Source organism: Sulfolobus sp. A20 (genome assembly GCF_001719125.1).
Lineage (GTDB): Archaea > Thermoproteota > Thermoprotei_A > Sulfolobales > Sulfolobaceae > Saccharolobus.
In genome coordinates this window covers 2,279,812-2,300,867 of record NZ_CP017006.1, presented here as the reverse complement: position 1 = coordinate 2,300,867, position 21,056 = coordinate 2,279,812, and the positions used below count along the sequence as shown (strand labels likewise).

Genomic DNA, 21,056 nt, shown 5'->3' with positions numbered 1-21,056 from the left:
TTGTAATGAAACACCACTTTACCAATAGAAAACCTTTAATTTATTGAAGGTAAGAGGAAAAGAGAATGAACCCGATAAAGAACTGGCTTAAGTCCTTGAGCGTTACTACAGTTAACGTAATAGTCGCACTGTTCTTCTTCGTCGTTACTGCAAAAATCACTAACCCACAGTTCTTTGGTAAAGTGGCGATCATACAGCTATTGGAAGTAATTGTCTCCGCCGTGTTCTTCTTCATTCCTGGTTCCATTGTAACTAGGGAAGTGGCTTACACTTACGCTAGAAACGAACATAAGCCCTACGTTGAGAAGTTCCTAGCTATACCCTTCCTTGCCTTACCCTTCCTCCTCGTCTTATTATTTTTACCGACTTACGTGAAGTTAGCAATCCCTTACCTGTTCCTTTACTTGTTCACAGCCGTTGAAAACTCAATAATGGTTGGGATGGACATGTTCACTGAAAATGCAATCACTGGCATTACATTCATCATCATCAGGTGGGGAGTAGCAATTATAGCGGTACTAATGCGTGACATCTACATGTTTATAGGTGTATGGACTACAGGAGGAGTGATATCTGTATCTCTAAACTACATCTTCTTAACGAGGAAGTTGGGCGAGCTAATTGCCCCTCACTTCGACTTCAACTTCTTAAAAAGAGCGTTCAGGGAGGGTCTACCGTTGTTCCTATCTAACACCGCTGGTTTTTTGTCATCACAGGGTGACAGGGTCACTACTGCATACCTCTTGGGCTCTTATTATTTAGGCATCTACCAGTTCTCAGCCTTAGTCGCCTCAGTGCCATCAATGTTCTTAAGCTCTCTGTCTAACGTCATTTTACCGACCGCGTCCTTTTACAAGGCTTTAGGTAAGGATGAGAGGAGAATGAGTTCCATCTCCTTTAGGGTTACATCTCTCCTCACTTTACTTATTATAATGTTATCCGTACCTTTAGGTGAGATAATTATTACCCATTTCTTCCCAGACTACGCCTCTGGAATTCCCGCCTTCACCTTATTGCTTATGGCCTCAGTTTTGCCTTTCCCTATTAGCTCTTTGACTAATTTCATTGTGGCTTTTAAGAGGGATTTACGCCCGTTCCTTGTCCTCACTGTGCTAAACGCCTCAACTGTCTTGATCACCTCATTTCTGCTCATACCTAGGATTGGAATAATTGGTGGGGCTATTTCTCAAGTCATTGTGGCTATAGTCAGCTCTCTCTTCACTGTCTTTTACGCCTTGAGGACTAAGGTCTTCTTTCCGACTTTTAAAGAATACGTAATTCTATCTATCATTCCCCTAGTTGGGGTTTATGAGGTCTTCATAGACCCTAGGTGGTTGGACTTAATACTCTTCTTGACATTAATCTTAATTTTCAAGTTCTTGGGAATAATTGAGAGGGATTACGTTGAGTTGATAAAGGGTTTTTTGCCTCAAAAGTTAGCGTTTGTTTATAAGGTCTTAAGGGTTTTGAGTAAATAGAAAAGGTGTGCAGTTTTATAATTGTGGTTTACTGTTAACTGGGTGAGGAGTTAAGGCTATGTTCTGGACGGTGAATGGAAAAACATTTTTGTTTATTAAGAGTATTAAACAACATGAAGGTTCTGATACTGGGGGCTTCTGGACAGTTAGGCTCTGAGCTTTCTAAGCTCTTCCCCAACGCTATAAAGACTTATTCCTCTTCAGAAGTCATAGGTGGGGTAAAGATCGACGTCACTGACTTCCCCCTCCTAGAAAACTTTATACTTAAGGTCAAGCCAGACGTTATAATAAATGCTGTAGCTTATACAGACGTTGATGGGTGTGAGAGGGATAAAGATAAGGCCTTTGAGGTTAACGCTGAGGCGGTAAAGCACATAGTTAGGGCTTCTAGGGTAACAGAGGCATACTTAGTCCACGTGAGTACCGACTATGTCTTTGACGGAGAAAGGGGTAACTATGCAGAATCTGACACACCTAACCCAATAAACTACTACGGTATTTCAAAGTTAGTGGGTGAGGGCTATGCTTTGTCTTATGATGATTCTCTCGTAGTTAGGACTTCAGGCGTCTTTAAGCATAAGGGCTTTCCGATATTTGTTTACAAAACGCTTAAGGAGGGGAAAGAAGTCTTAGCCTTCAAGGGCTATTATTCCCCTATTTCAGCAAAGTTATTAGCTGAGGCTATAAAGGAGTTGATAGAGATAAGGAAGACTGGTGTTATAAACGTTGCAGGTGAGAGGGTCTCACGTTATGAGTTAGCCTTAAGGATAGCAGAGGCTTATAATTTGCCGAAAAACGTAAAGGAAACTGATGAGATAAAGGGTTGGGTAGCTAAGAGACCTTTCGACTCCTCTCTGGATATAAGCAAGGCTAAGAGGTTAGTCTCTATAGACTTCTATTCATTAGAGGAGAACTTAAAGTATATGGTGGTGAAATGAAGGCAGTAATTCTCCACGGTGGGCAGGGGACTAGGCTTAGACCTTTAACTCATACTGGACCAAAGCAGTTGATTAAGATTGCTGGAAAGCCCATATCTCAGTGGGTATTGGAACAAATACGTGATGCGGGGATTCACGATGTCATCGTCGTATTGGGGGATAATATGCCCAACAAAGTAATAGAGTACTACGGAGATGGGAGGGGTTTTGGCGTAAACATAACGTACATTTATCAAGGTAAGGCTAGGGGGTTGGCTGACGCTGTCTATAAGGTTAAGGATTTGGTGAAGGAAGAGAAGTTCATAGTGTATTTAGGGGATAACATAGTGAACTACGACTTGAGGAAGTTCTCCTCCTTTGGCTCAAATGCCTCAATATTGCTGGCTAGGGTGCAAGACCCCTCCCGATTTGGTGTTGCCGTGATAAGGGAAGGTAAAGTGGTCAAGCTCGTAGAGAAGCCTAAGGAGAGGCTATCTGACCTAGCCTTAGTCGGCGTTTACGGTTTTGATAAGAACGTCTTTGACGTGATAGAGACGCTTAAGCCCAGCTGGAGGGGTGAGCTGGAGATAACTGACGCGATCCAAGGTCTCATAGATAGGGGCTTTGATGTAAGCTATGAAATAGTTGAAGGATGGTGGAAGGACACTGGTACCCCTACAGACATACTTGAGGCTAACGCTTTCCTCTTAGACAGCAAGATATCGAGGAGTTTGAGTACCACATCGAGGGTAATAAACTCAAGCGTGGAGGGAAGGGTCTTCATAGACGATAATGCTACAATAGAGAACAGTACTGTGAGGGGTCCTGCATATATAGGCAAGGGGTCTAAAATTGTAAACTCATATATAGGACCTTACACCTCAATAGGGGATAATTGTTCGATAAAGGATAGTGAAGTTGAACACAGTGTGGTCTTGGATAACGTGAGTGTTGAAGGAGGGGTCTATCTGATGGACTCCTTGATCGGGAGTAACGTGACCATAAAGAGGGGTAATAGGTGGCAGAAGTTAATAGTGGGTGAAAACTCATGGTTAACTTTGTAGTCCTAGGAGGGGCAGGGTTCATAGGCTCTGCCTTCGTAAGGGAGCTGAACAAGAGGGGGATAAGACCATATGTCTTTGACGCCTTAACTTATGCAGGGAGATTAGAGAACTTAAAGGGGACTGAGCACGTTTTCGTAAGGGGAGATATTAGGGATATAAGTTCCCTCGATGTGGTGTTCTCTAAAGGGGTAGATGTGGTAATAAACTTCGCAGCTGAGACGCACGTAGATAGGTCTATTTACTCCCCAAAGGATTTCGTGGAGACTAACGTCCTAGGTGTTATAAACGTTTTGGAGGCTTCTAGGAAATACGGTTTCAAGTACGTTCATATTTCGACTGATGAGGTATACGGAGATGAACAGTGTGCAGATGAGAGTTCACCCCTAAGACCCTCTTCTCCTTACAGTGCGTCAAAGGCTTCAGCTGATATGTTCGTAAAGGCTTACGTTAGGACTTATGGGGTTAAGGCAGTCATTGTGAGACCTTCAAACAACTACGGACCTAGGCAATTCCCTGAGAAGTTGATACCAAAGACGATAATTAGGACTTTGCTGGGTCTTCCTATACCTATTTATGGTGATGGGAAACAAGAAAGGGACTGGATATACGTTGAGGACACTGCGAGGATAATCGCTGATATAATAGAGAAGTTCGCTAAGTGGGATGGTGATGTCTACAATTTACCTGGGAAACAGGTTATGACTAACCTATCCGTTGTGATGACGATAGGTGAGATAATGGGCAGGGAGGTTAGGGTGAAGTTCGTTGAGGATCGACCCGGGCATGATAGGAGGTACTGTATGAAGCCATCGATAGAATATGAGGTAACTCCTTTGAGGGAAGGGCTGAAAAAGACAGTGGAGTGGTATCTTAACAATAAGTGGTGGTGGGAGCCAATGTTGAGTGATAAGTTCTTCAAGGACGATTTACCATGGAGGTGACTTAAATGCCTTTTAAGTTTAAGCGTTTAGAGATACCGGAAGTTATCTTAGTAGAGGCTAAGCAGTTCTCTGATGATAGGGGCTACTTTGAGGAGTTATATAAGCAGAGCGAGTTCAAAGAGTATATTCCCTGCAACTTCGTACAGATTAATCACTCCTTTTCGAAGAAAGGAGTGTTAAGGGGGTTACACTTTCAGATAAAGCCAATACCTCAAGGTAAGTTGGTTACTGTGATATCTGGTAAAATATTCGATGTTGCTGTTGACTTAAGGAAAGGTTCGCCTTATTATAAAAAATGGGTTTATGCAGAGTTAACGCCGGGTAAGCTTTTATGGATACCCGTTGGTTTTGCACATGGGTTTTTGGCATTAGAGGACTCCCATGTAGTTTATTTAGTTACTAGGGAATTCGCTAAGGAGTACGATTCTGGAATACGTTATGATGATCCGGAAGTTGGCGTGAAGTGGTATAAGGTTGAAAATTTTATATTATCGGAGAAGGATAAGAACTTACCATTGTTGAAGGACTCTAACGCTAACTTTAACTATGGTGATGACTTGTGTTAATTTTTTATTATCTGACTTTTTCAAGAGATATATCCCAGTTGTCTTAACTCCCCAGCTTGGAATGACAAAGTTAAGGAAAGCCTCGCCCTTTAGGCAGTGAGGAGTATAATTTTAATGTTTGATGGGACTTGCACTAATTTGTGTTATTTTTATTTCCTCAGAAACTTTTATTAAATGATATTTCTATTAATGACCGAAATCCTTTTTAAATGTTATTCACATAAAAAATTGAGATGTCGAGCAGTTCAAGTGATGATAGAGTAGCATTTTCAGCTTTCATAGCAGTGTTTAGTTTTATCTATACTACTTTCTATTACATTGTCTCGGGCTTCTTACCAGCAATAGTTAGCGGTTCAATTAGGGGTGACCTTTTTAACAACGTTCTTAACGTCGTGAACACTACAAATAGCCCGATTATATATTCTAGTAGTGTAGTTAACAATAATGAGATCGTTAGGCTTAGCTTAATTGTCTACGCTATATTCGAAAACCCAGTGAGTGTATTAAATTTATCTATTTTACAACTTATACGAGGAAACAGTTTTCTTCTTCAATTAGGAGGGTTAGTTAACTTAATCTCTGGGTGGATATTTGCTTACCTTTATAGGAGGTCTAAGGGAGTTCTCATATCATCAATTTCATTAATAAGCAATAGTATTATACAAGCGTTTATCGTATCGAATATCTCCTCTGATCCTACATTTTATTCACTCTTTTCGATATCTGAAGCTCTACTTTTCGTTATTGGGCAAGTCATAGCAGGTATTGAGTTTTATAGAGAGAATAAGGTTAAGGCTATGCTGGTTTCCTTCCCCTTCTTCTCCTTATTAAATATTATAGGCTTCGGTTGGCTGGTTTTTGACGCATCTAATGGGAGTCAAACTTACTCAATTGGGGGACAGTCTTCTGTCTCATCTAGTATGACGCAAAACTATGACGTTTATAACGCTCTGATTCAAGCATTACGTAATAGAAATTACGCAGCGGCTAGAATGTACATTTCTGAGTTGGAGGCTAATGGATTTGCAATAGAGAATATATTCTCTCAATTGGTTGATGATGGGGAGTGTGGAGGGGCAATATGGGTCATGAATAATTATACTTTAGATTATAAAAAAATAACGTGTAATTTTAGTAGTATAATTGATTGTATAATCAATACTGGAAGAGTTCCTAAGAGCGCAGATAGTTTTCTAGAGTTCTTGGATAAGATTAGTGTGAATAATGCGATAAGGTTAGCTAAGTATATTTATTATAATCCTAAGATAAGGGATAATAGAAGGGATAAGGCTGAGGAAATATTAGTCAAGCACTCAATAATTCAAAAAATCCCTTCTCCATCTTCAATCCAACCTTCTCCTTTACCTAGTCTTGATAAGTGGGATGCTAATCTATGGGTTGGGAAGGAGGTTTATGGTTATACTGTTGAGAGTGTTTTGGGGATGGGTGGGACTTCTTATGTTTTGTTGGCTAGGTCTGGTAATGATTATTATGCTATTAAGATTCCTATACTTTCTTATTCGCCTACGCAAGCTACGAGGGTTAGTAAGCTGACTTTTGAGGATATTTATAAGGAGTCTTCGAATTTACAAAGGTTGTCTGAGGGTAGTGGTAATGTTGTTAGAATATTTGGTATTTTCCTTGATATGAATTTGTTGAAAAGGATTGAGACGGGTGAGGTTAAGTATTATTTGTCTAATCCTCCTGCTATTGTTATGGAGTACATGGGTGGTGGGAGTTTGAGTGGTCTAATTAATGAGGATGTGATATTCTTCTCCTCCCGTTGGGTTGATATTCTCAGGGTTGTGTTCTTTAAGGTTGGTAAGGCTTTGGATTATCTTCACAAGAGTGGTTATGTTCACTTGGACGTTAAGCCTCAGAACGTTTTCTTTAGTAGGCCTTTGGGTAGGACTGGTGAGGAGGTTTATAATAGTTTGATTAATGGTAATGCTGAGGTTAAGTTGGGGGATTTGGGTTCTGCCAAGAGGGTTGGGGAGAGGGTTACGCAGTATACTGCACAGTACTGTTCTATTGATCAAGTCAAGGCTATTATACTTGGCAAGGCTGACCCATCAATGGATGTGTTCTCTTTTGGGGCTTCTCTTTACACGGCTTTGACTAGGAGGTCTTTTAATCCCCCAGAGTTGGTCAAGTTGATGGATGATGCTTTAGATGATTATATGAGGAATGGGAGTAGGTTCTTGAATATCTTGAAGGAAGCTGAGGAGAAGTACATGAGATATTATAGTGGTGGGTTAATAGCCTCTCTTTCCGCTTATCCAGATAATTTTAGAAAGGTTATTTTGCTCACTACTAATCCAGATCCTAGTAAGAGACCTAGAATGGATTATATCATAAGCATATTCTAAAGGGTTTGAGGAAAGATTATTAATTATAAGTCTTGATTATTTATTAATTTTTATTTATAATGAAGTGTACCATTGAAAGTCTTCACTAGGGCTAAAAAGTGTTCTTCAATTTCTGACCTTCTCCCCGCCATAAATGACGAGGTCTAACCTTTGTGGGAGTTACTCCATTAGAAGAGACTAAAAAGGAAGAGGTTTTTTCCAATACGTTAACAATTTTCTTTATTTCTCTCTTCATTATGTTTTCCCTTAACGTCACTGTGTTAACAACAATTTCATAAAATTTTATTCTCACAAAGGAAGCCCTGCTATTTATGCTAAAGGAATTCTTATTTGTTCAACCAGTTGTCTTAACTTCCCACCTTAGAATGACCAGCTAAGGACGCGACAATTCCTATGCTAAGCATGGCTAAATGCTGATTTCCAGAGTAGAAGATAGTTGGACCTACAGCACCTCCTAAGTGACCTATACCATCAGCAATACCGTGAGGTTCTGATTCTGATCCGAAATACCTCTGAGGTATACGAATACGTCACAAAAGATAAGGAGCCTTTATCCTTTAGGGTGGGGAGGAAGTCAGTTTAGATAAAAAAGGAAGATCTCACGAAGAATAGGTCGGGAAACACTCCTTTTTCTCTCTTTTAAACCTTCTAGTGGAGAAAATATGAGAAAAGTTTAAATAAGTACATGGGGGTGTTTAAATAAATGGCGGGGGGTCAGGCTCACACGGGATCTTCACAGCTCGCTAACCTCTCATCATCCCCCCGCCACATCTGTGCGTTTAGATGAGTTGAATCAGCCTTCAGTTACCATATCGTGGTTGTCGCTAAGTGAGATGCCGTCACGTTTTTTGTCTAATTAGCGTACATCAAATAATTTACTGAAAGAAAAACGGTAATACATTTTGTGATCTGAAAAACAGAATGTCGTTTTAGGTAATCAAGGGATGCTATACCACTCCTTAACTCTCCTTGTACTACTCCTCATTATCTTCAGATCCACGTGTTATATACCTCACTACAAGTAGTCCTGCCAAACTGCTCCAGATGTCGACGTAACTTGGTTTATGCTATAAATTCGTCGAGTTTTCCCTTCTGACCTCCTCCGAAGAGCTGGTAAGGTTTGAGAAAGCTATTATTAGTATCTGACTTCCTCCGGCTAGGCTTTCGTCACTTCGCAAATAGTGGTTCTTTCTATTTATTAAACTTCTTATGTCTATACGTCTCTATGTTATACTCTTACCATAAACCGTTTATATCATTTAAGCTTAAATTTTGTGTTTCCAATAATAAAATGGGTAATTTGAGTCTTACTTCAATCATTAGAGCCGGTTTCGCAAGGGTTATAGTTGAAGCCATTCCTATCCCGAAAGACTACTTTCAAGGCTCTAGGAATTGCATAGTCGAACCTAAGACTAAAAATTACTCTATAGTAGGTACAGCTTTTGATTACCTCTTGAGGTCCTACCTTAAATTTCTGCACCCTGATGCCGTGGAAGTCTCAATAATAGGATTACATAGCTTTAAGTACGTTGAAAACGTAATAAAACTATTTGGAAAAGTAGAATTGAAAAATAAAACTCTAGGCAAAGACGATCTGAGGTCAATAGAGAGAGTAGTGAAAGAATACCTTAAGGAAAAAGAGGAATACTTGGCTAACGGTAAATTAACCAGACGATACGTGGAGCTGACCATAAGTTTCGCTAGGCTTGACTCAATATATAGGGCAAGTATGTACGATGACGTAGATGCGCCAGTAGATGAGAGGGATATAGACGACCTCATAGATCTGTACAACATTGTCCCAGACGAATTAAAGAACGGTAAAGGAAAATACTTGTTAAATCCAGACTTTAGGGAAGTATCTAGTCTAGTTGGGGGAGCAGACGTCGACTTGATAATTGGGAATACGATGATAGACGTAAAGACAACCAAGGAAATGAAATTAGATGAATACACTTGGTCCCAATTAGTAGGTTATTTAATGTTAGCTGACGAGGCTAGGTCAAGGTATAGCGATTTTCCTTATATAGAAAACATTGGGATATACTATAGTAGGTATGGTAAGCTATGGACTATTGGGGCTGATTATGTTAGGAGTAACTCAGATTACCAAGAGGTTAAGGAGAAGCTCCTTTCATATTATAAGGTTGAAAAATCTAAGCCTTCGTAGTTAAATTACTATTAAGGAGACTATTTCATTAACTTTATTGTCATTACTCTTGTGATAGGTATAGTCTGCTGAGAGTTACAGAGTTGATGAAAGCCTCTCTAGCGGGGAGGTCAGATTCTCGCTTTTTAAACACTTATTAGTACTGCGTAGTAGACGATGTATGATGCATTCAGTCCCAGTTGAGAGGATCTTCAGATTAATTTAATGTTGTGGAAAAACCTTTTTAGCCTGATCCTTAACTATGATTTGCTCAATATTTTTGCCATTAATTTTTAAGTCAAAAGCTGAAAGAGCCAAATGATTACAGAATAATCCCTTAAAGGGGTAAGTCACTAATCCTGACAAAAGGAATGACAAGCCTCGCCTTTAGGGCGGGGAAAAGGTCAGAATACACTGTGGTGAGTACGATGAAATTGCAAGTATTGCAGATGAGAAGAATGTTCAATACGGTAGCGAAAACTTCGTGAATCTCATGCGAGAGGTTCATTCACCGATGGTCATTGCTTTTGATCCGATGGGATTCCGATAGTGTCTACTAACGTGAGAGTAAGTAGGGCTAACTTTTTGAAGAAGAGATCAGTACAAATTACGTAAAGGGGTTCATTGAGTATGAAAAGAGTATGATAATAGGACTATACATTTCGGAACCCCTCTCTCTGAAATATCTTTATTAACTTTGATGAGAATTTATGAGTGTGGGTGTTGCAAGAGAACTATTAGATGAGATAAGCAAGGATGAGAAGTTGTATGATGAGTTAGTGAGGAAAGTTGCAATTGGGATTGCTAGGAATGATGAGGTTAGAATGTTAATACTTAATAGTATTATAAGGGACATCGCTACAAAGAAGGATATAGAAGATCAAGGTAACTCAATGAGGAATGAGATACAGAGTCTAAAGGAAGAGATGAGGAAAGAAATAGAGAGTCTAAGGAATGAAATGAAGCATGAGATACAGAGTCTAAAGAGTGAGACTGAAAAAAAGATTGATGCTTTGAGGGTTGAGTTGAAGAGGGATATAGAGGAAATAAAAAGTATGCAAAAGAAGGATATAGAGGAATTGAGGAATGAAATGATTAAGAAGATTGAAGATCAGAGGAGCGAGACTAGAAAAGATATCGAGAATCTTAGAATTGATACTAAGAGTGAAATAGAGAGTTTGAGGAGTTATGTTGATGCTAAGTTTGATGGAATTAATAAGAGGATAGATGATTTAAGAAGTGATATGAGAATGTATTTCTTCGGATTTTTAGGGAGCATATTAGCGACTCTTATAACGATAATACTAACAAAAGTATTCTAGATAAGTTTTTATAGAAACATGCTTTGAAATAGTCCAAAAGTCTATAAAAAGAGGATAAGCTAATCTGACCAACCCTAAAGGGTGGTGCTTATCATTTCTCTTTCAACGTGCTTGAGGAAATTATGTATGGATACATTGTTATCATACTGATAACTAAACTGCTATGGTTTTTTAAATTTTGACCCCATTTGTTTTAAAAAGAAACTTATGAAAAAGTTTAAATATAATTATCTGGTTATATTTCCATATGGGAAGATATGTAAGGTTGGTAATAATATTGGTATTAACAATGATATTGCTTCTATCTTCTTTAACGCCAGTAGTATCTCAGACAGTCTCTGCAATAAATATAGGGGGTAACCCTAGTTATGGGATTTACTATGACGGTAAAATGTATGTCGTGTTACAGGGAGCTTCAAAGCTAGCTGTAGTCCAAGATAACTCTGTTGTATCGACTTATAATTTACCAAGCTATTCTGGTGCCGTACCCTTTAGGATAGCTGCGGGAGGAGGACTTCTATACGTAGTTTATCAGAAAGGTCCAGTAATTAGGCTAACACCTAACGGGCAAGAGGTAGGTGTTGTGAATATATCTCATATTGGAAAATACCCTGCAGTATGTTACGCTGACGGTTACCTAATTGTTACCGCGTCCTATGGAAATACTGTATGGTTCATTAAGAACTTGAGTACGGAAAAGGTTAACGTTATGCCGGGTCCTCAAGCTCTAGCCTACGATAATTATACTAATGTTGTTTATGTTGGGGCTTATCAGAGTAATCTAATCTACGGTATTTCCTTGTCGAATTTTAAGATAGTTGACAATTTCACGATAAACGATACTACGGTTGATGCCATGGCTTTCGTACCTCCAGATATATTAGCTATTGCGACTTATGAACAACAAGTGGAATTCGTTAACCTTACCGACCATAAGATAATAGGAGTAGCTACCTTTATCTCCGGTGGGATAAACGGGTATAGCCAGATGATTTACGATCCAGCTGACCACTACGTAGTATTGTCATTAGCCCATAACGGCGATGAAGTGGCTTTCATTAACTATAGTGGAGACGTGAAGTATCTAATAACAGTGGGACAATCCCCTAACGGGGTAGTTTACGATCCCCAGAATCACTACGTGTACGTTATGGATTATGGGTCTAACCAAGTAAGTTACTTTCCCTCACTCGGAGTAACTCCTTCGTCTGTTAACACTGGTGTGAGCTTTACCTTTTATTACATAATAATCGGCGTAGTAGTAGCGATATTAGTGGTCATTGGAGTAGTCCTGTGGTTAAGGAGTAGAAACTGACTTATTCCCCGCCATAAATGGCGAGGGTTCCCCTCATCGATTCGGGACTACATCTCTCATATGAGGGGCAGTCGAGAGGGTCAGAGAACCCCTCCCATACAAGTTCACAATCGCAATTACATCCCTATCGTTCTCATAACCACAACTTGGACAATGGTAGCACCTATGTCCCGCTTCTTCCATTTCTTTCCCGCACTTAGGACAGCGAGTAGAGGAATGGTGTGGGTCAACATACACTACCTTCAGCCCATGTTTCTTAGCCTGCCACTCAATCCAGTACTGAAGTCTACGGTACTGCATCAAGTAGAGTTTATCCCTAAACTCTGTTGGTAACTTCTTCACGCTCTTTATGAGGTTGTTTAAGTCCTCTAAGAAGATGGCTGAAACACTAAATGACTTTGCTATCTGACCTCCTCCCCGCCCTAAAGGGCTAGGCTTGTCCTTCCTTTGTTAAAACGTGAGGGTTGTTCTATAAGAGTATTATTAAATTCGGAAAAAAGGTCTTTTTCCATCATAGGCTAAAGGTAGTGTATGTTGACCCTCTACTTATTGCGGTAATAAGATGGTGGAAGTAGCCCAAAGGTTGTATTGATTGTGAGAACGACCGTGACGTCATTGCGGTAATGAATTTATATGGTTCTCTTACCCTCTCGACATATGAGAGATGTAAACACGAATCGATGAGGAGGAAGTCAGCTCTTCCCGCTCTAATCGCTCTTTTGCAATTCGAATATTAATTCCTTCATCCACTCCATTGCTCTAAAGTAATCCTCCTTATATATGTGCTCGTTGAAAGAATGTATGTTCGAACCGGTATAATCAACTCCTACTCCATCAGCTACCTGATTGTTGTTCAAGATTCTCGCAAATGATTCCATAGGTCCAGTTCCCGGAGAATTAGGTAAAACTGTAGGTTTAACCTTGTAGACCTTCTCTGCTGATGATATTAATGATTTGGCTATTTGACTGTTTATCGAAGTCCTATATGGTCTGACCTTACCCCAAACCTTGAGCTCTAAGTTATTGGGCAATATTCTTCTCAGCTCGTTAAGTATCTCCTCTGGATCTTGATCTGGGACTAACCTAAAGTCTATTTTGGCGAAAGCGTAAGATGGTATTACGGTCTTTGACCCCTCTCCAGTATACCCGGCGTAAATACCGTCAATGTTACATGTGGGGTTCTCTACGAGTTTTCTCATGAAGTCATCCTCTATCCTTTGTCCTAACGCTTTTTCCATCTCCTCCTTTAGACCCTTTAAGTACTTCACCTCGTCTTCACTTAGCCACTTCACTCTATCGTAAAACCCCCTTATGTTGACTTTTCCATCTTCCTGCCTTATCTTAGATAAGAAGTAAACTATTTCCCACGCTGGGTTTCTGACTATTGGAGCGTACATCGAATGTAAGTCCTTTTCTGTTCTAGCCCTAATTTCAACGTAAAGTAGTCCCTTAACTCCTAACACTATTTCTGGTGAATTATCAGCCCCCCTTCCAGCCCCCTCCCATAGTATGTAGTCAGCCTTAAGCCTATCCTTATAATCGTTTAAGAAGTCGTCAATGAACGGACTTCCAATCTCTTCAACTCCTTCGTAGATGAACTTAATGTTCATTTTTAGCTTTGAATCTTTCATCAAATCTATTATTGACTGTAACCTAGCCATCAGAGTCCCCTTATCGTCTGCAACTCCTCTAGCGAAAATCTTACCGTCCTTTTCTGTTGGGGTAAAAGGGTCAGTGTTCCACCTATCTAATGGTTCTACTGGTTGTACATCGTAGTGGTTATAGATGAGGAGTGTTCTCTTCGCTTTTAGGTTTATCTCCCCTATAACATATGGATTAACTGCTTTATGTCTTATTATCTCAGCCTCTATTCCGTGGTCATTCATGTAGTCTGCAATGAATTTAGCGCCCTCTTCTCCCCTTCCCTTAGCTGAAACTGTGTCTATTTTTAAGAACTCATACAGTTCTTGGATCTTGTCCATGTATTTAATGAGATGAGAGAGTTGAAAAATCTTGTCCTCGAGATTTTTGTTAGAAGAAATATTTTAAGGGCTTTGGATTAACTTTCTTTACGACTCACTTTGAAAAATATGAGTAGAGATATTCCAACATAGAGCACTCCTACAAGGAAGAGAACCATTAAGCTATTACCATTGGGAATCCCCAAGTAAGCTAAGGCTATTACACCAATGGCTATTATAGTAACCACTAAGGGTACCAACATTTTATCGGTATTATTGTCCTTCCAACTCATGTGAGGAATACTATTAACTAAGTATATAAATATGCGTATACGGTTAGAATTTATTGTCACATTGAATATAACCGTTTTATAATAGTAGCTATTTCAAATTATAGGAAAAGCCTTCTAAACTGCTAATATTTATACGAAATGAAAAATTTTCATTGTCGCATAGCTTCTTTATTCATTATTCAATTCTCATAGATCTTATCTGATCATTTTTTATCTTTTTTCCCTTGTCAATTAAGGTTTAGAAATTTTTTAAGTGTAGGTGGTAAAACTCAGTTGAGTTTAACTTATGCTGAATGTCCTTTAGAGCCTTCTCTTTGAGCTCATTAATCCTAACCTTATCGAGTTTTTCATTTTTCCCTAAGCACTTAACGTTAAATAAATAGGTATCCCTCATATTTCCCAACTCTTGTGAAATCTCCTTCAGTAAAGAGGAGTCTAAGTTCAGACTTTCCATTAAGAACCTCGTCTCCCTTATTATTTTCCTAATAGAGTGAAACTCTTCCTCTACCTTTAATGTATTGTAATTCAAGAAAATTTTTTCAGCTATGATCAATCTACTTCCGAAAATTTTTGGTAAGTAACAGTTTCTCAAAGAGATGAAGGAATTAACAACTTTTTTAGCTAATCTGTCCCTTTCATTGAGCTTTACGCAGAACATTATGTCCATGTCTCTCACTTTTCCTAATCCTCTCATTATCTTTTTAGCTCTTATTATACACTCTGCTTTCAAGTGCAATTTATAGGTTGCTTTAGCAATGGTTAAGTACTTTCTTAACTCTACTCTAGCATCATGTATCTCGTCCTCAGATATTCCAGAATAGGAGAGGAACTCGCTTAAGTGTAAGTTAGCGTATTCCTCAGGTTTCAATTTCTAATACCTCTTTCACGTATTTTTGTATACTATCATTTACTTCGTCTACATTTCCCTTAGTTACGATTACGTTTTTTGAGATTGACTTCAAGTAAAGCTGGAATTCGTTAATGTACTTCTTGTAAGAGAGAAATACGTCATCTTTAATGCTCAAGTCAATGCTCTCACTTAAGGGGTCTAAAAAGCCTTTCTTTTTAATTATTCTTCTTATTATTTCCATTGGTGGAGATATCAGTGAGATTGAGAGATTAGCTACTGGTAGAGCTGAGAGGACTCCTTCAACCCACTCCTTATCCAGTTTCCTCGTTAGAGCCCAAGCCTCTAAGGTTAAAGTGTAGCCATCGGCAATTGCTATAAAACCGGAGTCTAAGGCTGGTTTAACAACGTTTTCAATTTGGTCAGCTAAGTCAGTTACGTAAGCTAGGAATAACGTTCTTCTCTGGTAAAATATTTCCCTCTTAACGTTAATTATTGCCTCAGATAAGAGCTTTGAGGAGAGTATTCCGAAAGTTATTACACCATAACCTTTATCTTCAAGGAAATCCTTAAGGCTAAGCACGTGGGTAGTCTTACCAGAGTTGGTAATCCCTTCAATGGCTATTATTTTTCCCATATTTCCATCACTTTCCTTCTTATCTCCTTTTGGACTTCTCTAGGATTTCTAACCCCTTCTATAATTGTAAAACCGTTTTCCTCAGCTATCCTATCGTAAACCTCAGTTATAGCTGACTGATATTTTAGAAAACCCTCTTCTGGGGTTAAGTTTGGGAAGACGTCAGCTCCAGCCTCAGCGGGTTTTATTTGCCTTCTAGCATTCTTTAATCTCTTTAACGCTATCTCCGGGGGAACTCTAATGTAAAAGATTATATCTGGCTTAATGGCGAAACTATATAACTTCTTAACCCATTCCATGTTCACTCCCCTAACAGTATCTCTAGCGTAGGCAGTGTAAATGTATCTATCAGCGATTACTATAAAACCACAACTCAACATGGGTAAAATGTACTTCTCATACCTATCAGCGAAGTCAGTGGCGTGGATTAGACTAAAAGTTAAAGGGGTTAGTAAGTTCTTCTTCTTAGCCTCTTTTATTATATCGTGAATCCACTCTGAGGAGTTCCACTCAGTCAAATACGTATATTTCTTCTTTGATAACCAATCCCTTAGCAATGAGGCTTGGCTAGATTTCCCAGAACCGTCTATGCCTTCAAACGCTATGAGCATACCTCTCATAAGACACCAGCCACAGATGACTCTACTATTTTCCTTATTTCCTTACCTTTATCTAGAAGTTTGTTCTTATTCAACACTTTTCTAAGAGGTCCTAAGTTCTTCTTCTTCAGTTTCCCAGACGAGGCTTTACATAATAAGGATATCATGAGTATTTCCTTCGCTGTAAAGCCTGGAATAGTTATATCTCTTAGCAATTTGTAACAAGTGTCGTAAGGATCTAAAAATCCGGTCATCTTGATAACTGCCAGTATATATGAGGTTACCTTCATATAAAAATCGTCAAAGTAATTATAAACTTCCCACGGAGGATCAACGTTAAACCAATTAGCAAAAGCTTCAAGCCATTTCTCTCTAGGATTTTCTATAATACTCTCCATTAGTACGCCCTCTCTTAAACCAAAGGACGAGATGAGTATGGTTGAGCTATCTAAAATTTTTCCCAACTCCTCAATTATCACGGAGGCAGTATGTACCGTGTAAGATCTCTCCTTACCAATGCCGGGCAAATTGCTCCTCTCTTCTGCATCAAGATTCATGAGAACTTTGGAGTACTTTGAAACTTGTTTAATGTATAGCTCGTACCCGTGAATTGACTTTATGGGAAAAGCTGAGAGTTTTGCGTCCATCTTTCCTAAAGCCCTAACATTACCTCCAGAACCAATAATAACCCCATTACTGGGTTTCAGAATTGAAAGCTCATTTCTTACCTTCTTCCTCAATTCATTCTCATCACTGAAGTCCTTAGCTAACTTCAAGGCTCCGAGAGGAAAGTGATAAACTTCCTTAATTTGCCTTGAAGAGAAGTAAACTACCTCTAGGGATCCTCCACCTAAGTCAAATATAACTCCGGAATCGACTGGTAATGTGTTTAAACTACCCATTGCTGAGAATTTGCCCTCTTCCTCACCAGATAATAATTTCATCTTAGCTCCTATAATTTCTGACAATAGTTCAGCCACTTGATTTCCATTTGACGCATATCTAAAGGCACTCGTCCCGACTAGTTTTATGTTGTTAATCCCCTTCTTGTCGAGTATCGTTTTAAATGACTTAAATACCCTCTCAGCTTCACTTACTTTTTCCGCTGGTATTGGTAAACCTTCCTTAACTCCTTCTCCCAATCTTAGATAGGCTTTCTGTGAGCCTAAAATCCTGAACGTCTTATTTGGAAATAGATCATAAATACATAACCTAGTTGAATTATACCCAGTATCAATTACTGCATATCGCATTTAAACCAGCTTCAAAACCTTTTGGTTTAGGAGTAACTTTAGCTGACCCCTCCCTTCTTTAGAGTCATACTCCACTATTGCTAATCCTCCCTTCTTGATCTCAACGTTTCCCCCTGATATACTTTTAATGAGTTGGGATAAGTAGGGCTCATGACCAACAATAAGAAGGGTGGAATTGTCCATTTCCTTGAGTTTACCTAAAAACTCCATTGGATCCTTATCTGGGTTTAGCTCCTCTAAACTCTCTATCTTTTTATCATCTTCACCCAGCTCATCTAAAATTATTTCTGCCGATTGGTAAGCCCTAATCAAAGTGCTGGTCATGACTCTATCAATTGTGTAATCCATCTCATCTAGGAAGTTAGCTATCCTTCTCATCTGCTTTATTCCTTTTTTAATCAATTTTCTATCTTTATCATTAACCCCATCAACTTGAGGTTCAGCTTCACCGTGTCTAACAATTATTAAGTTTAGCATATGATAGTAAGAGTGTCGAAAAGTAATAAGCTTTTTCTACATATTTTCTATAGAACTAAATTCGATATAGAGAAATATGAGAAAGAACTATGCATGAGTGTAATGAAGTCTTATGGATCTGTCCTCTTCCCCGCCTTAAAGGTTTTTTCGTGTGTAAAAATGCGTAAGATAGGATTACGTTACCTATAAAAAGATTTAAATATTATATTTTCATAAAAATATTTTGGTGAAAATATTACCACGGAAATATTGCGAAGAGAATATAAAGAGCTTGAGAAGATTGACTCGTGGACTTTGATATATGGGAGGAGGAAGGTGGGAAAATCCTTCCTTGTAAGAAAGTACGTTAAGAGCGACATCTACTTTATAATAACCAGAGACCTTCAAGCATACTACTTAGATGGAAGCTTCAAGAGACTTGACGAAGCTTTCTCCCATGCGATAAAATACCTAAATAATGATAAGGTAGTAGTAATTGATGAGTTTCAGAGGATGCCGGAGAAGTATTGGGATGGGTTAGCTGGGGCTCACCCTAAAGGTAGGTTAATATTAGTTGGTTCAAGTTTTAGGATTTCTAGGCAAGTTCTCGATAAGAAGAGTCCTCTATTAGGTCTCGTTTTACCTTTCAAGATTGATATCATAAAATATTCCGATACTCTAAGCCAAGTTAAAGACCCTCTTCTCTCAATGATCTATAGAGATCCTTGGACTATAAACTTCGTAAGGGGGATCGATGATTTAAGGGATAAGGCTTACCAACTCTTCACGGTCACAAAAGCGTTAATTGGGGAGATATTTGAGGAAGAGGAGAGGCAGTTGACAAATTTATACGAGGCAGTACTGTTATCTTTAGCAGAGGGGGAGTGGAATACCTCGACGATTTCGGGGGTCCTAACGAGTAGAGGGTTTAACGTTACTCCTTCAACTATTAGTAGTTATTTAGAAACGCTAGTAAATATGGGTTTAGTGGAGAAGCTTCCAATATATGGGGAGAAGAGGAGGGCTAGGTGGTACTATAAGATCACATCCCCAATCATCTCACTTATGTTTTACGCTGAGGCAAAGTATAATGTATCCTTTACTCAAGATGTTGGAGAACTACCTCTGGGCAGAGAAATCCAGTTCTCCATTGGTGAACTTTTGGCTGAAAAATACAATGCGACCTTTGCGTATTCTCCTTATGAGGATATAGACGTAGTGTTGTTGAAGAAAAATAGACCAATTATAGGGTATGAGGTAAAGATCGGTGAGTTCAGCAGGGCTGATGCGGAGAGGGCTATAGAGAGGATAAGAAGTGCTGGAATTCCTAAAGCTGGTTTAATAAGTTTAAAGGAGAGGCCGAACTTTAATGCTGATGAAGAATTAGGACCTGAGGAGTTGATTAATTACGCTGAAGAAGTATTTAAGCGAAATGTTTCAGAGCTTATTTATTAAGGATTAAAGGCTAAGGAAACGCTCCTAATGAACTTATCCTAACTTCCTCAACGCCCTAAAGATCCCCTTAGGGCGGTTCACATTGATTTGTTCATTTGGGGCTTTAACGTCCACCTTACTCTATTAGTTCAGCGATAGACCAACAGCTGGGATAATCTCTCCACTTTCCTCTGGAATTAGCAAGGAGAGGGGAACATGTTATAAAATTGGGAAAAAGAAAATTAAAGAAAACCGTTAACGTACTGAAAACCTCTTTCCTTCCTCGTAACGTCAGACGAAGTGACAAAGGGGAATAGAGCTTCAGACCTCTGCAGAACCCCTAGCCCTTTATAGCAGGAGGGAGATAATACCAAATCTGTATTTTTAAAATTTAAAAACGTTCATTCGGATGTAAGTAGTATGGATAAAGAGAATAGACGACCGGAAACTATGCTTCCGGAATCACAAAAAATACTCAATATAATAAATGATATAAGAGCGAACCTCGCCAGGAAGAACTTCGACGGCGTTGCTGATGGATTAATACAACTATATAGTTATCTCAACCGGAAATTTGATGTTTTGTACGAGCTTTTAAATAAGTTACCTCTTGAAGTGTTGAAGAAATATGAGGAGCTTTCGTCGTTGCTTGAAAGGATTGAAAAAGTCCCTGTCACTCTCGTTGACTTCGTTCTTCCCTCGCAAGACCTTGCTGCGGAGGTTGAGACAAAAGAGGACGAAGATACCGAGAAAATTACGAAAGTGAGAAATGCTGAGTACTCGAGACAGATAACCAGACTAAGGAAAAGGTTCTTTGACACGTTGAAGAAGATCGCGGATAACTACAATTCTACAAGAGGTTCAAAGGGCATCTGGATCCTAAAGCAAGGTATAGATAAAAAGGTATTGCGTGATACACAAGACGAGCTCAACTCGATACTCCAAGAGATGTATAAAATAGTGAAAGAACAGTATATCGCAGTAAATGCAAAAGTCCTTGAGAAGTTGTTGAAGGAGAAGACGATAGATGAAGAGACGTACAAACTTGCGTTGAATGAACTGCCAAGGGTCGCAGATAGGGAATTAAGCATAAAATACGTGATCCGGCTGATCGACACCACGATGTCGGCGCGCGAGCTCTATCTAGATAGACTTAAATCCTTCCTGGGCTCATACGTGACTAAAGGCGTGACATCCCCATTCTTCATACTTCTGAGCGACCTGGTTAATAGTGAGCAGCTTAAGGAGTTAGCGGAAGAGTCGTTGGCAGACTTCATTAAAGACAATCCATCTAGGCAGAAAGAGCTAGCAGAGTTTTTATCGCAAGCAGGAGATGGAATAATCGCTACGGTAAACTACATAGATGAAATAATTAAGATAATTCAGAAGATTTTAGGAGAACAAGGAAGAGAAGGACAAACAACATAAGAAAGGAAAAATAAGGACGACAAAGAC

At 39.1% G+C, this 21,056-nt stretch carries 18 protein-coding genes and 1 pseudogene; 11 read left to right on the top strand and 8 right to left on the bottom strand.

Annotated elements, in window-relative coordinates; all coding sequences use genetic code 11:
* Window positions 1-65 precede the first annotated feature (65 nt).
* The 9 genes from BFU36_RS11895 (at window position 66) to BFU36_RS11850 (ending at window position 12,121) form a co-directional block, all read left to right on the top strand.
* Entirely contained in the window at window positions 66-1,478 is a 1,413-nt protein-coding gene (locus BFU36_RS11895) for an oligosaccharide flippase family protein (protein ID WP_069284226.1), read from the top strand.
* Between the two features lie 113 nt (window positions 1,479-1,591).
* Window positions 1,592-2,416 carry an NAD(P)-dependent oxidoreductase gene (locus tag BFU36_RS11890; protein ID WP_069284225.1) on the top strand — a complete coding sequence of 275 codons (825 nt, stop codon included), beginning with the start codon at window positions 1,592-1,594 and terminating at the stop codon, window positions 2,414-2,416.
* Window positions 2,413-3,459 (top strand): glucose-1-phosphate thymidylyltransferase, encoded by a 1,047-nt coding sequence (locus BFU36_RS11885; protein WP_069284224.1) that lies wholly within the window; start codon window positions 2,413-2,415, stop codon window positions 3,457-3,459. The genes BFU36_RS11890 and BFU36_RS11885 overlap by 4 nt, the downstream gene beginning before the upstream one ends.
* Window positions 3,444-4,400 carry a dTDP-glucose 4,6-dehydratase gene (locus BFU36_RS11880; RefSeq protein WP_069284223.1) on the top strand — a complete coding sequence of 319 codons (957 nt, stop codon included), beginning with the start codon at window positions 3,444-3,446 and terminating at the stop codon, window positions 4,398-4,400. Before BFU36_RS11885 ends, BFU36_RS11880 begins: the two co-directional genes overlap by 16 nt.
* A 5-nt stretch (window positions 4,401-4,405) precedes the next feature.
* Entirely contained in the window at window positions 4,406-4,966 is a 561-nt protein-coding gene (gene rfbC / locus BFU36_RS11875; protein WP_069284222.1) for a dTDP-4-dehydrorhamnose 3,5-epimerase, read from the top strand.
* A 233-nt stretch (window positions 4,967-5,199) separates the two neighbouring features.
* A complete protein-coding gene (locus BFU36_RS11870; RefSeq protein ID WP_069284221.1) occupies window positions 5,200-7,335 on the top strand; it encodes a protein kinase domain-containing protein in 2,136 nt (711 codons plus the stop codon).
* Between the two features lie 1,300 nt (window positions 7,336-8,635).
* Entirely contained in the window at window positions 8,636-9,505 is an 870-nt protein-coding gene (locus BFU36_RS11860; RefSeq protein ID WP_143576840.1) for a hypothetical protein, read from the top strand.
* Between the two features lie 695 nt (window positions 9,506-10,200).
* Window positions 10,201-10,806, top strand: coding sequence for a hypothetical protein (locus BFU36_RS11855; RefSeq protein WP_143576841.1), 606 nt, complete (start codon window positions 10,201-10,203; stop codon window positions 10,804-10,806).
* 247 nt (window positions 10,807-11,053) lie between these two features.
* On the top strand, window positions 11,054-12,121 hold the full coding sequence (locus BFU36_RS11850) for a hypothetical protein (protein ID WP_069284217.1): 1,068 nt from the start codon (window positions 11,054-11,056) through the stop codon (window positions 12,119-12,121).
* A gap of 33 nt (window positions 12,122-12,154) precedes the next feature.
* Here BFU36_RS11850 and BFU36_RS11845 read toward each other — a convergent pair.
* The 8 genes and pseudogenes from BFU36_RS11845 to sixA all read right to left on the bottom strand — a co-directional run.
* Window positions 12,155-12,565 (bottom strand): annotated as a pseudogene (locus BFU36_RS11845) (zinc ribbon domain-containing protein); the annotation flags it as partial.
* Window positions 12,566-12,828: 263 nt separating this feature from the next.
* Entirely contained in the window at window positions 12,829-14,103 is a 1,275-nt protein-coding gene (locus BFU36_RS11840) for a M20/M25/M40 family metallo-hydrolase (protein WP_069284216.1), read from the bottom strand.
* 77 nt (window positions 14,104-14,180) lie between these two features.
* Entirely contained in the window at window positions 14,181-14,375 is a 195-nt protein-coding gene (locus tag BFU36_RS11835) for a hypothetical protein (RefSeq protein ID WP_069284215.1), read from the bottom strand.
* A gap of 238 nt (window positions 14,376-14,613) precedes the next feature.
* Window positions 14,614-15,243, bottom strand: a complete 630-nt coding sequence (locus tag BFU36_RS11830) for a hypothetical protein (RefSeq protein ID WP_069284214.1) — start codon at window positions 15,241-15,243, stop codon at window positions 14,614-14,616.
* Complete coding sequence (locus BFU36_RS11825) at window positions 15,233-15,859, bottom strand: thymidylate kinase (protein ID WP_069284213.1); 627 nt, start codon at window positions 15,857-15,859, stop codon at window positions 15,233-15,235. The genes BFU36_RS11830 and BFU36_RS11825 overlap by 11 nt, the downstream gene beginning before the upstream one ends.
* A complete protein-coding gene (gene tmk / locus BFU36_RS11820; protein ID WP_069284212.1) occupies window positions 15,847-16,479 on the bottom strand; it encodes a dTMP kinase in 633 nt (210 codons plus the stop codon). The genes BFU36_RS11825 and tmk overlap by 13 nt, the downstream gene beginning before the upstream one ends.
* Window positions 16,476-17,711, bottom strand: a complete 1,236-nt coding sequence (locus tag BFU36_RS11815) for a Ppx/GppA phosphatase family protein (protein WP_069284211.1) — start codon at window positions 17,709-17,711, stop codon at window positions 16,476-16,478. Before BFU36_RS11815 ends, tmk begins: the two co-directional genes overlap by 4 nt.
* The gene (gene sixA, locus BFU36_RS11810; RefSeq protein ID WP_069284210.1) at window positions 17,712-18,188 is read right to left on the bottom strand and encodes a phosphohistidine phosphatase SixA; all 477 of its coding nucleotides are present in this window, start codon (window positions 18,186-18,188) and stop codon (window positions 17,712-17,714) included.
* A 249-nt stretch (window positions 18,189-18,437) separates the two neighbouring features.
* On the opposite strand from sixA, the gene BFU36_RS11805 reads away from it, so the two are divergent.
* Both BFU36_RS11805 and BFU36_RS11800 read left to right on the top strand, forming a co-directional pair.
* On the top strand, window positions 18,438-19,622 hold the full coding sequence (locus BFU36_RS11805; protein ID WP_231961148.1) for an ATP-binding protein: 1,185 nt from the start codon (window positions 18,438-18,440) through the stop codon (window positions 19,620-19,622).
* A 399-nt stretch (window positions 19,623-20,021) separates the two neighbouring features.
* Entirely contained in the window at window positions 20,022-21,029 is a 1,008-nt protein-coding gene (locus BFU36_RS11800) for a hypothetical protein (RefSeq protein WP_069284208.1), read from the top strand.
* Window positions 21,030-21,056 lie beyond the last annotated feature (27 nt).

Bases quoted from the DNA above. Each gene is read 5' to 3' on its own strand.
- BFU36_RS11870 (WP_069284221.1), top strand. From the start codon at position 5,200: ATGTCGAGCAGTTCAAGTGATGATAGAGTAGCATTTTCAGCTTTCATA.
- BFU36_RS11885 (WP_069284224.1), top strand. From the start codon at position 2,413: ATGAAGGCAGTAATTCTCCACGGTGGGCAGGGGACTAGGCTTAGACCT.
- BFU36_RS11850 (WP_069284217.1), top strand. From the start codon at position 11,054: ATGGGAAGATATGTAAGGTTGGTAATAATATTGGTATTAACAATGATA.
- BFU36_RS11840 (WP_069284216.1), bottom strand. From the start codon at position 14,103: ATGGACAAGATCCAAGAACTGTATGAGTTCTTAAAAATAGACACAGTT.
- BFU36_RS11825 (WP_069284213.1), bottom strand. From the start codon at position 15,859: ATGGGAAAAATAATAGCCATTGAAGGGATTACCAACTCTGGTAAGACT.
- BFU36_RS11895 (WP_069284226.1), top strand. From the start codon at position 66: ATGAACCCGATAAAGAACTGGCTTAAGTCCTTGAGCGTTACTACAGTT.
- BFU36_RS11835 (WP_069284215.1), bottom strand. From the start codon at position 14,375: ATGAGTTGGAAGGACAATAATACCGATAAAATGTTGGTACCCTTAGTG.
- BFU36_RS11890 (WP_069284225.1), top strand. From the start codon at position 1,592: ATGAAGGTTCTGATACTGGGGGCTTCTGGACAGTTAGGCTCTGAGCTT.
- BFU36_RS11815 (WP_069284211.1), bottom strand. From the start codon at position 17,711: ATGCGATATGCAGTAATTGATACTGGGTATAATTCAACTAGGTTATGT.
- BFU36_RS11880 (WP_069284223.1), top strand. From the start codon at position 3,444: ATGGTTAACTTTGTAGTCCTAGGAGGGGCAGGGTTCATAGGCTCTGCC.
- sixA (WP_069284210.1), bottom strand. From the start codon at position 18,188: ATGCTAAACTTAATAATTGTTAGACACGGTGAAGCTGAACCTCAAGTT.
- rfbC (WP_069284222.1), top strand. From the start codon at position 4,406: ATGCCTTTTAAGTTTAAGCGTTTAGAGATACCGGAAGTTATCTTAGTA.
- tmk (WP_069284212.1), bottom strand. From the start codon at position 16,479: ATGAGAGGTATGCTCATAGCGTTTGAAGGCATAGACGGTTCTGGGAAA.
- BFU36_RS11800 (WP_069284208.1), top strand. From the start codon at position 20,022: ATGGATAAAGAGAATAGACGACCGGAAACTATGCTTCCGGAATCACAA.